We start from the raw sequence: 12,776 nt of genomic DNA, 5'->3' as shown, positions 1-12,776 counted from the left end.
ACAACGAAGTGAGGACATCCCGTGCAGTTCCATCACCACGGCTACGTTTCCGGCGACCCGCGTATCGAGGCCGCCGCAGGCGTTGGCGTCGACCGCCCAGAGGAGCTGCCCGAGCAGGTCGATGTGCTCATCGTCGGCTCCGGCCCCGCCGGCATGCTTGCCGCAGCCCAGTTGGCCGAATTCCCGAACATCAACACCCGCATCATCGAGCGCCGCGGAGGCCGCCTGGAGATCGGGCAGGCGGATGGCATCCAGGCCCGCAGCGTCGAAACCTTCCAGGCCTTCGGCTTCGCCGAGCGGATCACCTCCGAGGCCTACCAGATCACCGAGATGGCCTTCTGGCGCCCCGACGAAACGAACCCCACCCATATCAACCGGGGCGGCCGCGCCGTGGACGACGCCACGGGCGTCAGCGAGTTCCCGCACCTGATCGTCAACCAGGCCCGGGTGCTGGACTACTTCGCCGAGGTCGCAGCCCACGCCCCCGCCCGACTGACGCCCGATTTCGGCTGGGAGTTCGAGGACCTCGAGGTCACCGGGGACGGCGACTACCCGGTCAAGGTTTCCCTGGTGCGCAGCGCCGGTGAGGACGAAGGCTCCCAGAAGATCGTCCACGCCAAATACGTCATCGGTTGCGACGGCGCCCGCTCCAAGGTCCGTTCGGCGATCGGCTGCACCATGGCCGGGGACAAGGCCAACCACGCCTGGGGCGTCATGGACGTCCTGGCCAAAACCGATTTCCCCGATATCCGCACCAAATGCGCCATCCAATCGCACGACGGCGGATCAATCCTGTTGATCCCGCGCGAAGGCGGGCACCTGTTCCGGATGTATGTCGACCTGGGCGTGGTGCCCGAGGATGACCATGGCAAGGTCCGCACCACCTCCATCGAGGAGGTCATCTCCAAGGCGAACGACATCCTGCACCCCTATACCCTCGATGTCCGCCACGTCGCCTGGAACAGCGTGTACGAGGTCGGACACCGACTCACCGACCGGTTCGACGACGTGGCCCCCGAGCGGATCGGCATCGACACCCCCCGCGTGTTCATCACCGGCGACGCCTGCCACACCCACTCGGCCAAGGCCGGACAGGGTATGAACGTCTCAATGCAGGACGGCTTCAACATTGCCTGGAAGCTCGCCCACGTGTTGGAGGGCCGCAGCCCCGAGGCCCTGCTCTCCACCTACTCGGCAGAACGCCAGGTCGTGGCCAAGAACCTCATCGATTTCGATAAGGAATGGTCCACCATGATGGCGAAGAAGCCGGAGGAATTCGACAGCCCTTCGGACCTCGAGGACTTCTACGTCGCCACCGCCGAATTCCCCGCAGGCTTCATGACCGAATATGCCCCCTCGGTGGTCACCGGCGAGGCCACGCACCAGGACTTGGCCACCGGCTACCCGGTGGGCAAGCGCTTCAAATCGGCCATGGCCTCGCGGGTCTGCGATACCAACCCGCTCCACCTGGGTCATCAGGCCACCGCGGATGGCCGCTGGCGCATCTACGTCTTCGCCGACGAGGCCGTCGCAGGGGCCGACTCCCCCACCACTGAGCTGGCCGAGTGGCTGGCCACCTCATCCGACTCCCCGCTGGCCGCGACCCCCGAGGGGATGGACCTCGACGCTTGGTTCGATGTGCGTGTCATCTACCAGCAGCGCCATGAGGACATCGACATCAATGCCGTGCCGACGGTCTTCAAGCCCGAGGTCGGCCCGTTCAAGCTCGACTACTTGGAGAAGGTCTTCGGCGTCGTGCCCGAGGATGACATTTTCGTCGAGCGCGGAGTGTCCCGCGACGGAGCCATCGTCGTCGTTCGGCCTGACCAGTATGTGGCCAACGTGCTGCCGCTGACCGCCACCGACGAGCTCGCAGCGTTCTTCGCACCCCTGCGGACGGTCGACGCAAAGAAGTAGGCGCGGCAGCCCACCACAATTCAGAGCACGACGCCGGAACCAAGACAGGGTTGCGGCGTCGTGCTGCATTTGAGTCCAGACGATCCATGGACCCACTCCGAAACCGGGCGTAGCGTGGATGTCAGGCCACCCGTGGCATCCCGCCCTCCGCGAGAGGCCATGGCAGGGGACAAGGGGAAGACCATGGCGAAGAAACCAGTACGATCACCGCTACTCCCACTCTCCATCCTCGCGATTCTTCTCGCCTGCGGATTCACCGTGGTCGACGGGAACGTGAGTTGGTACTGGGGCCAGAGCCCGTGGGTGGCCGGCCTATTGGTCGTTGCGGGCCTGTCCTTGGGTGGCTGGCATGTCGTCCAGCGCTCCCGTCGCATCCGTTCCTAGCCCGCTGAAAGAGCTTCCTCGTCTCCAGGATCGGCCCGGGAGGACCGAAGCCGGCGTCGTTCTACAGGCCGCGCTGATCACGCCGGATCGGGTGGTCCTGCGGAATCTGGACCAGCACAATCCGCGTTCCATCGGGGTCCTCGACCCACGCCTCGATGAGTCCCCACGGTTCCTGACGCGCCTCCCGCACCGCTTGGACGCCGCGGGCAGCGATCCGCTCCAGCTCGACATCGACATCGCGCACTTGCAGCCACAGGACCAAGGACGACGGCGCACCCGACTCCCTGACACCGGAGACCTCCAGCAGTCCGTTGCCTAGGAAAAACACGATGCCCGCCTGCTCTCCGGTACCGAATTCCCGGGCGATCCCCAGGTCGAGGACGTCTCGATAAAACGCCTGGGTTTGCTGCAGGTTCACTGGGCGCAGGAGCACGCGGCTCGAAAGGATATCCATGACCCGAGTCTGCCGCGCTCGCCCCGTCGAAGGCCAGCCGTCCTGCTGCGGCGAGTCCCTCATGGTGGTCCTCAGGTGACGCCAGCCGAGTGGTCAGTGAACGTGACTGCTTGGTGTTCGCCCAGGGCCGGCGGGACCATCCGGTAGCTCGCCGGAGTGGCCGAAAGGCGGATGGGGCTGCTCAGCTGGTCATAACGGCGCCCGGAGGCCGAGTCCTCCACCGAGACAACGGGTTCCAGGCCGAGGTTCTGGGCCAGTTCGATGGCTTCGGCGATGTTGTTCACCTTCCCCGCCGGGACTCCAGCGCGCATCAACCGGTCCTGCCAGACGGCTGCGGAGTCGGCGTCCAGGGCGTTCTCGAGTTCGCGCTTGAGTTCGCCCTGGTGCTCCACCCGTAGGGCGTTCGTGGAGAATCGTGGATCATTGCCCAGTTCCGGTAACCCCAGCTCCGTGACCAAGGCCAGGAATTGCCGATCGTTTCCGGCACCGATGGCTAGTTTCCCGTTCCGCGTACTGAAGGTGTCGTAGGGGGCGATGCTGGCATGGGCGTTGCCGAGCCGTTCCGGCGAGGTGCCGGTGGCGAGGGTGCTGCTGGCCTGGTTGGACAGCCCCGCCAGCAGGGATGAGAGCAACGAAACTGTGACCGTCTGTCCTTCTCCGGTCTGATCACGTTGGCGCAGGGCCAGCAGGATTCCCGCCAGAGCGTTCTGGCCCGTGAGTACGTCAACGAGCGCAACACCGACCTTGGAGGGCTCGCCCTCGGGTTGGCCGGTGATGCTCATCAGTCCACCCAACGCCTGCACGAGCAGGTCGTAGCCGGGCAGGTCAGCTCCGGCGCCGTCGCCGAATCCGGAGATGGAACAGTAGACCAGGCCGGGCCGTTGGGCCCGTAGCGTGGCATCGTCCAGACCGTGACGGGCCATGACTCCCGGGCGGAAGTTCTCCACCACGACGTCGCATCCCTCAACGATTTCCCGGGCATGGGCCAACCCTTCCTCTGACTTCAGGTCGCAGCAGACCGAGTACTTATTCCGGTTCACGGTGGCGTAATAGGTGCCCAGTCCGTCAGAAGTGGTCGGCGGAGTCCACGCCCGAGTCTCATCGCCGGCAGGGCTCTCGATCTTGATGACCTCGGCCCCATAGTCGGCCAGCGACATGGTGCACAGCGGCCCTGCCAGGACGCGGGTGAAGTCGGCGACGCGGATACCGGATAAGGGCCCGGTTCCACGATGCTCTGCTGATGACATCGGTTTCAACGGTGAACACCTCCCATGGCATGTTGCCTGCAACCCTATCCGGGCGGCCCCTGCAGTACTGATCACCGGTCGCCACCACGTCATATGTTGACTGGCTCACACCAATGATCCTAGTGTTTCGACTGACCTGATATATCACTTGTCGGCAATCGCGTGTCGTGACAGCTATAGATGACATCGTCGTCATCCGCTCCCCCGAAACACTAGCCACAACGAATGCGCCCCACCTGCGCGAAGGAGCCACCATGGCCGAAACACAGCTCACCCGGAACCAGATGGGAACCGTCGAAAAGACGAGTATCCTCCGGATACTTACCTATGCCGGGGCGATTCTCGCCTTCCTCATCGGTTCCGGCTTTGCGACCGGCCAGGAGATCCTGCAGTACTTCACGTCCTACGGCTACTGGGGAATCTTCGGAACGGGCCTGCTGGTCTTGGTCCTCATGACCTATGTCGCCGTCGAATTCTTCACGGTCGGGCAGGCCAAGAAGTTCGACCGTCCGTCCAGAATCTTCCATTACTATTGCGGCAAACATCTGGGCACATTCTTCGACTTCTTCTCGATCCTCTTCGTGTTCCTCAGCTTCTCGGTCATGATTTCCGGCGCCGGCGCCGTCTTCCAGGAGCACTACGGGCTGTCCAAGTACATCGGTGGCATCGGGCTGGCCGTCGCCGTGGGAGTCACCGTATGGTTCGGCCTGAACAACCTGGTGGATGTCATTGGAAAAATCGGACCGTTGATCGTGCTGATCGCCGTAGCGCTGGGCATCCTAGGCATTGTGCGCAACCCCGGCGGCATCTCCGAGGGCAACGCCCTGTTGCAAGGCCTTGATCTGACCCAAGCCTCCACCAACTGGTTCATGTCAGGTTTGTCCTACGTCGGCTTCTGCATGCTCTGGTTGGCCGCCTTCCTGACCGCTCTGGGCAAGACCGCGCGCAGCCGGAAAGAGGCCGCGGCCGGCGGCGTACTCGGCGCCACGGCATTCTCAATAGCCTGCATCATCGTGGGCTTGGGACTGCTGGCGAATATCGTGCAGGTCAACGGCACGGAGATCCCCATGCTGGTGCTGGCCACCGACGTGAACACGGTCTTGGGTGCGGGAATCTCAGGCATGATCATCGCCGGGATCTACACCACGGCGACCCCGCTGCTGTGGACGGTTTCCTCACGGTTCTTCGCGGACAGGACACCGCGCTTCAGGTACCTCACCCTGATCTTGGCCGCCGTCGGAACACTCGTCGGACTGGTGCTGCCCTTCTCTCAAATGGTCAACATCGTCTACGTGATCAACGGCTACGTCGGCATCCTGCTGTTGGTTCTCATGCTCGTCAAGACCGGTACGCGCTTCTCTCGGCGCCGGCCTGTATAACTCCGGGTGCCGAGGTCCATGGGGAGTTCTCCCCATGGACCTCGGCGCGGTGCGCCTGAGACGGTGATGAAGACCAGACGGGCCACGCCTGTCCGCACAGCAACGACTTTCCGGAGAAAGCCATGGCCTACAAAATCGATCCTGGGCAATTGCATGCCATCCTCGTTGATGTTGCTGCTGACGGGGAATCGCTTCGTTTAGTAGCACAGGACACCAAGACATCAGGTGACGAGGCCAGTGGAGACTTCGGGACCGCCACCACCGTCTCGGCAGCGTTCGCCCGTTTCTGGACCCCCCGCGATGACATCGGCCAACGGGCGGCCAGCTTGGTGTTCCGTAAAACCACCTCCGTTTCCGACGCAGCACTGGCCTTGATCGACGCCGACGGGAAGATGTCCGGCGAAGCATCATCGGCTTTGGACCGCGTACCGGTCGAATATCATGCACCGCCGATCTGGGAAGCTGGCCGGCCGGTGCCTCAGTTCAGCTTCTCCTGGTCGGGCCGATGACAACGCTCGGGACCTTTCCCCATATCGACGTCCCCTGGGACAACCTCGAAGACTCCGCGATGGATATGGGTACCCGAGCGGGCACCACGCCAAGCTATCTGAAGGACGCGCAAACGGCGTGGAAGCGTCTTTCCGGCGCTTATGAGCATGATGAAACCCAGGCCACGGTGTATACCGCCCTCGATGACCTGACGACGCCGGTGGAAAACTGGAGTGATGCCCTAGGCACAGCAAAAACTGCTATCGGCGATTTCGTCGACACCGGCCGAAAGCTGCAGAAGGAGTCCGAATCCCTGAGCGCTGCCTTGCCGGGCCTGAAAGCCAAGGTCGAGGCCGATCCGGACGGAGAAGACTCCGAAACCAGTGCAGCGGTGAACGACTTCAACGAACGTGCGCGGCAGTTGCGAGGCGACTGGAAAGTGGCGCAATCAACGGCGGCGGACACGTTGGATGGTATTACCGCGGGGACAGGCAGCACCCTGCCGATGTCAGAGACGCTCGGTGGGCCCTCCCTGCCGAAGGTGTCCTGGGCCGATTTCACCTCCGGACTCGATGAGGACTTCGGAGAGGTCAGACCCGAGGACTTGCTGGCTTCCTTGCGGGGCTTGTCGACCGAGGAGTTGCGGACATGGGCTGTTGCCAACCCCGAAGCCGCCGCAGTCCTGGCCAACAATGAACTCACCGCCGGATCCACCCCCGGTTCCGCGGAAGCCATCATGTGGGAGGTAGTGCAAAACAACGACGAGCTCACGCCTGAGGGCATCGATGGCATCCGGAACGCCTGGCTGGGCTTGGACTCCACAGACCAGGAGAGGCTGCTCATGCTCTACCCGGGACAATTCGGGAGCCTTAACGGGGTACCGATGGCCGCACGGGCCAGCGCGAACATCATCACCGTCGCCGGATTCCGCGAAATCGTGCGAATCAAGCGCCAAAAACTTGGTGATAAGCCGGTTCGCGACGACTACAGCCGGGATAGACCAAGTGGACGCGGGAGCATCCTCGGTGATCAAGGCACCGGCGAGTTCATCAATGACGTGGCCGCCTGGAACGCCGAGAGCAAGCGACTGGACTCTATGACCCAGGGACTCGACTTCGCCACAGAAAATGACTCACAAGTTGTCCTCCTCTCCTTGGAAGGCGACGGTCGCGTCGTCTCCATGCAGGGGACTCCCACCTCCTCCACCAGCAACGTTTCCACCCTGGTCCCGGGCACGGGCGCCGACCTCAGCCAATTGGATAGCTACACCGAGCGGCTGGACGCCATCAACGGTGTCGCCGATCCGGAGGCCGTCTCCTTCTACTGGCAGGGTGCCGATCTCCCCGACGAGATCCTCGACAACGCCACGAGCAAATACAACGAGGACGGCGGAGAACGTCTGGCTGCCTTTGATTATGCTGTCGACGCCGAGGTTCCCCGCAGTGCCCGCAGCACCTATGTGGGATACAGTGCCGGCGGCTCGATGCTGGGCACTGCCGAACGCGAGGGCCTGACGTCATCCAACATCGTCTATGTGGCCCCTGCCGGGACGGGCCACGACGTCGGCAGCCCCGAAGACACCGCCAATAACTCAGAGGCGAATCGCTACTGGATCCAAACCCGGGACGACCCGATCCACCACGCCCAGGACTGGGGCGGCGGCTACCACGGGTCGTCCTTCTGGTCCGGCAGCCAGCCAGATCACCAGATGGGTGCCATCCGCTTGGAATCGGGGTTCGAAAACCCAAAAAATCCGGACTCGATCATGAATGGCCATACGGACTACTTCGGGAAGAAGTCGACGGCCGCAGCGAATATCCGTTCCGTCATCGAAGGTGGAGACGTCAGCTTATACGTGGAGGACCAACGGGGGGCCGGTCCCGGCGGGCACCCGTACTCCCCCTTGGAGGAACATCCCGAAGACTATGCCTATGGCAAGCTGGAGACCGTGAGCACCGAGAGCCTGGAAGCACCATGAGCCGAAATCCGGCGGGTCGCCCGCGACCATCCTTGGCGCTGCTTGCCGCAGCCCTCATCACATCAGTATTGGGAGGTTGTTCCATGAACACAACGCCGGACCCTCAAGATGCCTCCGGTGCCTCCTCGGCACTGGGACAGAAGATCTCTTCCCTTTTGCCCCAGCTCATCAAGGTCGCCGGGGACGAACCGGGATTGGCGATCCACACCGCCAAGGAGGAGACCTGCCTGCGTCCGGAAAACGACGCCCCGCAGACGAATACCCGTTGGGTCGGTCTGGCCACCACTCCGGTGAAGGGAAATGAGCGGGGTAAGGCCCACGCCGCCCTCGATCGCCTCGACGCCCATCTGCAAGCCGATGGCTGGGAGAAACTCAACGAGGTCACACACCGACAGGGAGAAACCCGCAGCCTATACTTCGACAACGGTGATCTGGGCATCACCGCCGAATTGGTGGGCGGATCCACCAGACAGTCGCTGGAGATCATGATCGACACCCCGTGCTCCGACCACCCGGCCGAGCATCGGATGCAACGCTCGGAACTTGACCCCGGCTACGGCAAGAGCAGTCAGTACTACGACGACGGGAAATAGGGCGGCGACCACGGCTTCCACAACCCGCCGACGGCGGTGTCGCGGGCAGGAGGCTCTGTGGCTGCCCGAAGAGACCGGCCGATGGAGGCAGTCCGGACGCCCTTCTATGTCTTCCGGTTCCCGTTGCTCATTCAGTTCTTTTGCCGGCGGACCATCTCGTTGATCCAGATCGGGGCATAGGGGGACGTGCAGTTGGGCGGAGTCGGGTAATCCTTGAGGACTTCAAACCGTTCACCGATCTCCAGTGCCCGGGCCCGAAGTTCTTCATGATGGATGCCGATCATCGCTAGGCACGTGTTCATCGCCCACTGCAACCGATCGGGGGCCTCCCGTATTTTGGCCTCGATGTCAGCCAATAGACCGGGCAAGTCCAACCCGTCAGGTGATTTGGCGACACGATCCGAGGTCAGCGCCCAGCCCGCACTGGCAGCCTCCTGATCGGGATCCATCATCCAGTTCAGCCGCAGCAGCTCGGCGTATGGGCTCTTCTTGACTACGTAGTTCACCAACCAGTCATGGACCTTCGGAGCCCGCGACTCGCGCACCATCGTGTCCAACTCTTGGCGAGTGAACTCTTGGGGCTTGCAGATCAGCAGGGCCAGCAGGCGTGCAGCTGTATCGTCGGTGGCCCATAGTTCGCGGGCCATATCCTGCTGCCGCTTCAGCCGTTTGGCGATGGCGCGCAGCGCGGAAAGTTTGACCCCATGATCATCCCCGTGACGTTCGTTGACCTCCCGCATCCTGGGGTTTTCAAGGTCGGCCAGTTCGGCCATTACTGCGGGCAGGTTGTTCTCCGACACGTCGTCCTCCATCCATCTGCACTCGAGGGATTCAGACTACGTTGACGCATGGGTATCAACCAGCGGTCGAGGCTCTGGCCATTATGCATGCGGGGCGCCGGTGGAGAAGATACCGCCAACGCCCCGAACAGCTAAAAACAACCAACTTACTCCTGGCGGAGGCGCAGCTCCTGCATCCCGCTATCGACGACCATGGACGTCCCGGCCACCGAGTCGGAGAGCGGGCTCGCGAGGTAGGCCACGGCGCCCTTCGACGCCGAATACAGCGCACGCTGCGGTAGCCCGGCAGTGGCGGCAATCGAGCAGGTGTTGACGATGGCCGCCGAGTCCGACGTGCGCAGGTGGGGAAGTGCGGCGCGGCTGACCCGAGCGATACCGATCACGTTGATGTTGAGCACCCGGGCCCATTCGGCGTCCTCCTTGGCCTCAATATCGACTCCCTGACTGTGGTTCTGGACCATCTGGGCAAGCCACCACGCTCCGACGAAGAGGCGATGCCTCGTTGGCGACAGGAGGTCAGGGCCTTGGCCGAGCTTCCCCAAACCGTCGCGAAGGTTTCCGGACTGTTCGTTCCGGGGCTGCCCTATACGGCGGATGCTCTCCGCCAGGCGTGGGATGAGGCCTTCGGGCCAGAGCGGCTCATGTTCGGCGGTGACTGGCCCATCAGCCGGCTGGGTGGTTCCTACGTTCAGACCGCTGGACCGCTGTTCGAATTGATCTCCACGCTCTCCGTGAACGAGCAAGAGTCCGTGCTGCGCGGCACGGCGGCCAGGGTTTACCGGCTGGACGGGAAGTGCCAGAGCTTCGCCCGGCCGGGGGCCGGCTACATGGCCTCGCGCAATCAGGCTTCCACGCCGCTGATGCGTACGGTCAACAACGCCCGCGTCGATTCGGCATCCCCTAGCTCTGGGGCGTCGGCGATGGCCTGATGTTCGGCCAGCGTGCGCGCCACCGCGTGGTCTTGGGTCAGCCCCCGCCAGATCCTGGCCCGCACCGTGCCTCCCGAAAGGGCTTCGACGAGGCTGCCCAAATATTCGTTGCCGGCCGCCTGGCCGATAACGCGGTGAAAGTTCAGGTCGAGGGCCACGAGGTCTTCAATACCCGTGGTTTCGTCGATGCCCTCCATCGTGGCGCGGAGGGATTCGAGTTCTTCGGCCAAAATTCTCGACGCTGCCATGAAGCCGCTGGCCGGTTCACGGATGCGCCGGACCTCAAAGAGTTCAAGCGCCGACCTATCCTGGTGCAGTTCCACGATGAAAGCCACCGCCCCGTTGAACAGGTTCGTATCGAGAGAGGTCACGTACGTGCCGTCGCCGCGGCGGACGTCCAGCACCCGGATCAGTTCCAGTGCCTTGACCGCTTCTCGCAGTGAATTGCGCGACAGTCCCAGTCGTTCGGCGAGTTCCTTCTCCGGGGGAAGCCGGTCCCCTCGCCTTGAGCTCCTCACGCAGCAACATGCCCTTGATCTTGTCAATCGCCTCATCAGTCACGGCCACGAGTCCCTCCTACGGTGAATCATCGGACCTCTGCCGGTGATCTGCTTCCGGCAAGTCCGCTTTCCACAGCACCTCGGAGGCTGATTGACAACCCTCGGGAGCGGCGGGACAGTGGAAATGACGACGGATTACCGCCGGCACCGTTCCAGTCAGAAGGACCCAGTGAAATGCCCGCAGCTCAACGTCTAGATATCCACGGCATCGATGCGGCCGCCTACCAGCCGCTGTTCGCGCTGGAGAAGTACATCCACGCGGGAAGCCTCGGGGAGGACCTGCTCTCGCTGGTCAAGATCCGGGCGTCCCAGCTCAACGGCTGCGCCTTCTGCCTGGAAATGCACGGCCGTGAAGCCCGCGCCGCCGGCGTGGATGACCGCCGCCTCGACGTCCTCGCCGGATGGCGTGAAGCCCCTGGCCTGTTTTCCGCCCGCGAAGAGGCGGCGCTCGGTCTGACCGAGGAGGTCACCCTGATCGGTCAGGCCGGTGTCTCCGATCAGACATGGGAACGTGTCAGGGCCGAATTCACGGAGCAGGACACCGTCACCTTGATCATGGCCATCTGCGCGATCAACACCTGGAACCGGATGGCCATCAGCACCCGCCAACCGTTGCCCGAGCGCAGTGAACCCACCGCAGGATCAGCATCGTGAGCGAGGGGATCCTGAGCACGGCGCTCGAACGCGAACACCGCGAGATCGACGGCGGCATCGAAGCCTTCACCGCCGGGTCTACGACGGGGGATTACGACGACGCGGCGTTGCTGCGCGCGCTCTCGGCCCTGCGCCGGCATATCTATCTGGAGGAAGTCTTCCTCTTCCCACCCCTTCGCGAGGCTGGGTTGATGATGCCGATCATGGTGATGGAACGCGAACACGGAGAACTCTGGCAGCTGATGGACACCGTGCAGGCAGCCCACGACGGCGGGACCGCACCCGCCGAACTGGTCTCGACTTGCCAGGAGCTGCTCTCCCTGCTGGATCGGCATAATTCCAAGGAGGAACCGATCATCTACCCCCAGGCCGATGCCGCGTTGGAGGAGCAGGCCAACGTCCAGCTCCAGGAGTTCATCGCCTCCGGCACCATGCCCGACGGGTGGGTCTGCAACCGCGCCGGAACCTGATTCCACAAACTCTTGACATCCTAGAAGGTGACGCTAATATTCTTTTAGCTGCCCCCTTCGGGCCGCCTCGCACGGCAGGCTTCATGCGGCACAGCGATCGTCTCGCTTCACACTTTCTGGGGGAACCATGCGTTCATCAACGCGCAAGAAAACAAGCCTGCTCTCTGCGGGAGCAGTCATCTCACTCGCAGCGGGCCTGATCGCGGCACCGGCAGCCACGGCCGCCCCACGACCGGTGGACGTCACCGGCTTCACCGTCAAGGACATGGTGTTCTCCAAACCGGGCTGCAAGTCCAATACCGTGACCGCCAGAATCAAGACGTCCAAGACCGTCGAGGACTTTGATGCCGACGCCATCGTGACCAGAAATGGCTACTGGGAGGATCTCCTCTTCTTCGACAAGAGCTCCACGAGCGAACGCATGCTCCTCTGCGATGGGCAGGGACTTGGCGCCTATAAAGTCGGCCCCACCGACGTGTACGGCGAGACCACCACCAGCTGGTTCGATTTCACGGACCGCACCACCAAGACCTTCTCTGTTCGTGGCAAGGCCAAGGCAGGGATCTCCACGTCCCGCAAGGCCAAATACGTCACGGTGAAGGTCTCGGCCAAGTACTACAACCCCAACGCCTACGGCTACTCCTCCTTCAGCCCGAAGTCCGTGAAGATCCAGCGCAAGACCACCGGCGGCTGGAAGACGATCAAAACCGTGAACCTGAAAAAGGGCAAGGCCAGCTACAGGTCCTACCGCAGTTCCAAGGCCAGCTACCGTGCGGTGGTTCCGCAGTATTCGAAGACCACCTCGGCCGTCAGCGCCACGTCTAGGCGCTGATGGGTGGCCTCACGCAGTTTGAGCGCGAAAGGTCGTTCTGAACAACGAAATCGGACGCTTCTCGAGCCTTGGCGAAATCATCGTCGGCAC

At 63.0% G+C, this 12,776-nt stretch carries 13 protein-coding genes and 2 pseudogenes; 10 read left to right on the top strand and 5 right to left on the bottom strand.

Annotated elements, in window-relative coordinates; genetic code table 11:
- Window positions 1–21: 21 nt before the first annotated feature.
- Window positions 22–1,917 (top strand): FAD-binding monooxygenase, encoded by a 1,896-nt coding sequence (locus FM101_RS04565; protein ID WP_086996105.1) that lies wholly within the window; start codon window positions 22–24, stop codon window positions 1,915–1,917.
- A gap of 183 nt (window positions 1,918–2,100) precedes the next feature.
- Window positions 2,101–2,301, top strand: a complete 201-nt coding sequence (locus tag FM101_RS04560) for a hypothetical protein (RefSeq protein WP_086996102.1) — start codon at window positions 2,101–2,103, stop codon at window positions 2,299–2,301.
- A gap of 61 nt (window positions 2,302–2,362) precedes the next feature.
- Here FM101_RS04560 and FM101_RS04555 read toward each other — a convergent pair whose 3' ends face one another.
- A complete protein-coding gene (locus FM101_RS04555) occupies window positions 2,363–2,755 on the bottom strand; it encodes a VOC family protein (protein ID WP_086996099.1) in 393 nt (130 codons plus the stop codon).
- Between the two features lie 71 nt (window positions 2,756–2,826).
- Window positions 2,827–4,002, bottom strand: coding sequence for a CaiB/BaiF CoA transferase family protein (locus tag FM101_RS04550; protein ID WP_086996096.1), 1,176 nt, complete (start codon window positions 4,000–4,002; stop codon window positions 2,827–2,829).
- A 254-nt stretch (window positions 4,003–4,256) separates the two neighbouring features.
- Here FM101_RS04550 and FM101_RS04545 point away from each other — a divergent pair, with 254 nt between their 5' ends.
- From FM101_RS04545 to FM101_RS04530, 4 genes are all read left to right on the top strand, one after another.
- On the top strand, window positions 4,257–5,381 hold the full coding sequence (locus FM101_RS04545; RefSeq protein ID WP_086996094.1) for a YkvI family membrane protein: 1,125 nt from the start codon (window positions 4,257–4,259) through the stop codon (window positions 5,379–5,381).
- A gap of 122 nt (window positions 5,382–5,503) precedes the next feature.
- Window positions 5,504–5,890, top strand: coding sequence for a hypothetical protein (locus tag FM101_RS04540; protein ID WP_086996091.1), 387 nt, complete (start codon window positions 5,504–5,506; stop codon window positions 5,888–5,890).
- A complete protein-coding gene (locus tag FM101_RS04535) occupies window positions 5,887–7,848 on the top strand; it encodes a hypothetical protein (RefSeq protein ID WP_086996088.1) in 1,962 nt (653 codons plus the stop codon). The genes FM101_RS04540 and FM101_RS04535 overlap by 4 nt, the downstream gene beginning before the upstream one ends.
- 83 nt (window positions 7,849–7,931) lie before the next feature.
- Window positions 7,932–8,441, top strand: a complete 510-nt coding sequence (locus FM101_RS04530) for a hypothetical protein (protein ID WP_086996085.1) — start codon at window positions 7,932–7,934, stop codon at window positions 8,439–8,441.
- A 131-nt stretch (window positions 8,442–8,572) separates the two neighbouring features.
- Here FM101_RS04530 and FM101_RS04525 read toward each other — a convergent pair whose 3' ends face one another.
- Both FM101_RS04525 and FM101_RS15530 read right to left on the bottom strand, forming a co-directional pair.
- A complete protein-coding gene (locus tag FM101_RS04525; protein ID WP_245806619.1) occupies window positions 8,573–9,214 on the bottom strand; it encodes a DNA alkylation repair protein in 642 nt (213 codons plus the stop codon).
- A 173-nt stretch (window positions 9,215–9,387) separates the two neighbouring features.
- Window positions 9,388–9,672: pseudogene (locus FM101_RS15530) on the bottom strand (SDR family NAD(P)-dependent oxidoreductase); the annotation flags it as partial.
- A gap of 15 nt (window positions 9,673–9,687) precedes the next feature.
- On the opposite strand from FM101_RS15530, the gene FM101_RS04515 reads away from it, so the two are divergent.
- Window positions 9,688–10,170, top strand: a complete 483-nt coding sequence (locus FM101_RS04515; protein ID WP_158225936.1) for an amidohydrolase family protein — start codon at window positions 9,688–9,690, stop codon at window positions 10,168–10,170.
- On the opposite strand, the pseudogene FM101_RS04510 reads toward FM101_RS04515, so the two are convergent.
- A pseudogene (locus FM101_RS04510) lies at window positions 10,083–10,737 on the bottom strand (FadR/GntR family transcriptional regulator). The gene FM101_RS04515 and the pseudogene FM101_RS04510 overlap by 88 nt on opposite strands.
- Window positions 10,738–10,904: 167 nt before the next feature.
- Between FM101_RS04510 and FM101_RS04505 the strand changes: the two are divergent.
- From FM101_RS04505 to FM101_RS04495, 3 genes are all read left to right on the top strand, one after another.
- Entirely contained in the window at window positions 10,905–11,384 is a 480-nt protein-coding gene (locus FM101_RS04505; protein ID WP_086996080.1) for a carboxymuconolactone decarboxylase family protein, read from the top strand.
- A complete protein-coding gene (locus FM101_RS04500; protein ID WP_086996077.1) occupies window positions 11,381–11,854 on the top strand; it encodes a hemerythrin domain-containing protein in 474 nt (157 codons plus the stop codon). Before FM101_RS04505 ends, FM101_RS04500 begins: the two co-directional genes overlap by 4 nt.
- Before the next feature lie 127 nt (window positions 11,855–11,981).
- Entirely contained in the window at window positions 11,982–12,686 is a 705-nt protein-coding gene (locus tag FM101_RS04495; protein WP_086996075.1) for a hypothetical protein, read from the top strand.
- The last annotated feature ends 90 nt before the right edge of the window (window positions 12,687–12,776 follow it).

It is taken from the genome of Arthrobacter rhombi (genome assembly GCF_900163545.1).
Classification (GTDB): Bacteria; Actinomycetota; Actinomycetes; order Actinomycetales; family Micrococcaceae; genus Arthrobacter_H; species Arthrobacter_H rhombi_A.
Note: the sequence above shows the minus strand (reverse complement) of the source record. Positions and strands in the feature narration are given on the sequence as shown.

Excerpts from the sequence above, each read along its gene's own strand:
- FM101_RS04560 (WP_086996102.1), top strand. The coding sequence starts at position 2,101 with ATGGCGAAGAAACCAGTACGATCACCGCTACTCCCACTCTCCATCCTC.
- FM101_RS04535 (WP_086996088.1), top strand. The coding sequence starts at position 5,887 with ATGACAACGCTCGGGACCTTTCCCCATATCGACGTCCCCTGGGACAAC.
- FM101_RS04545 (WP_086996094.1), top strand. The coding sequence starts at position 4,257 with ATGGCCGAAACACAGCTCACCCGGAACCAGATGGGAACCGTCGAAAAG.
- FM101_RS04550 (WP_086996096.1), bottom strand. The coding sequence starts at position 4,002 with ATGTCATCAGCAGAGCATCGTGGAACCGGGCCCTTATCCGGTATCCGC.
- FM101_RS04525 (WP_245806619.1), bottom strand. The coding sequence starts at position 9,214 with ATGGCCGAACTGGCCGACCTTGAAAACCCCAGGATGCGGGAGGTCAAC.
- FM101_RS04555 (WP_086996099.1), bottom strand. The coding sequence starts at position 2,755 with ATGGATATCCTTTCGAGCCGCGTGCTCCTGCGCCCAGTGAACCTGCAG.
- FM101_RS04495 (WP_086996075.1), top strand. The coding sequence starts at position 11,982 with ATGCGTTCATCAACGCGCAAGAAAACAAGCCTGCTCTCTGCGGGAGCA.
- FM101_RS04540 (WP_086996091.1), top strand. The coding sequence starts at position 5,504 with ATGGCCTACAAAATCGATCCTGGGCAATTGCATGCCATCCTCGTTGAT.
- FM101_RS04505 (WP_086996080.1), top strand. The coding sequence starts at position 10,905 with ATGCCCGCAGCTCAACGTCTAGATATCCACGGCATCGATGCGGCCGCC.
- FM101_RS04530 (WP_086996085.1), top strand. The coding sequence starts at position 7,932 with ATGAACACAACGCCGGACCCTCAAGATGCCTCCGGTGCCTCCTCGGCA.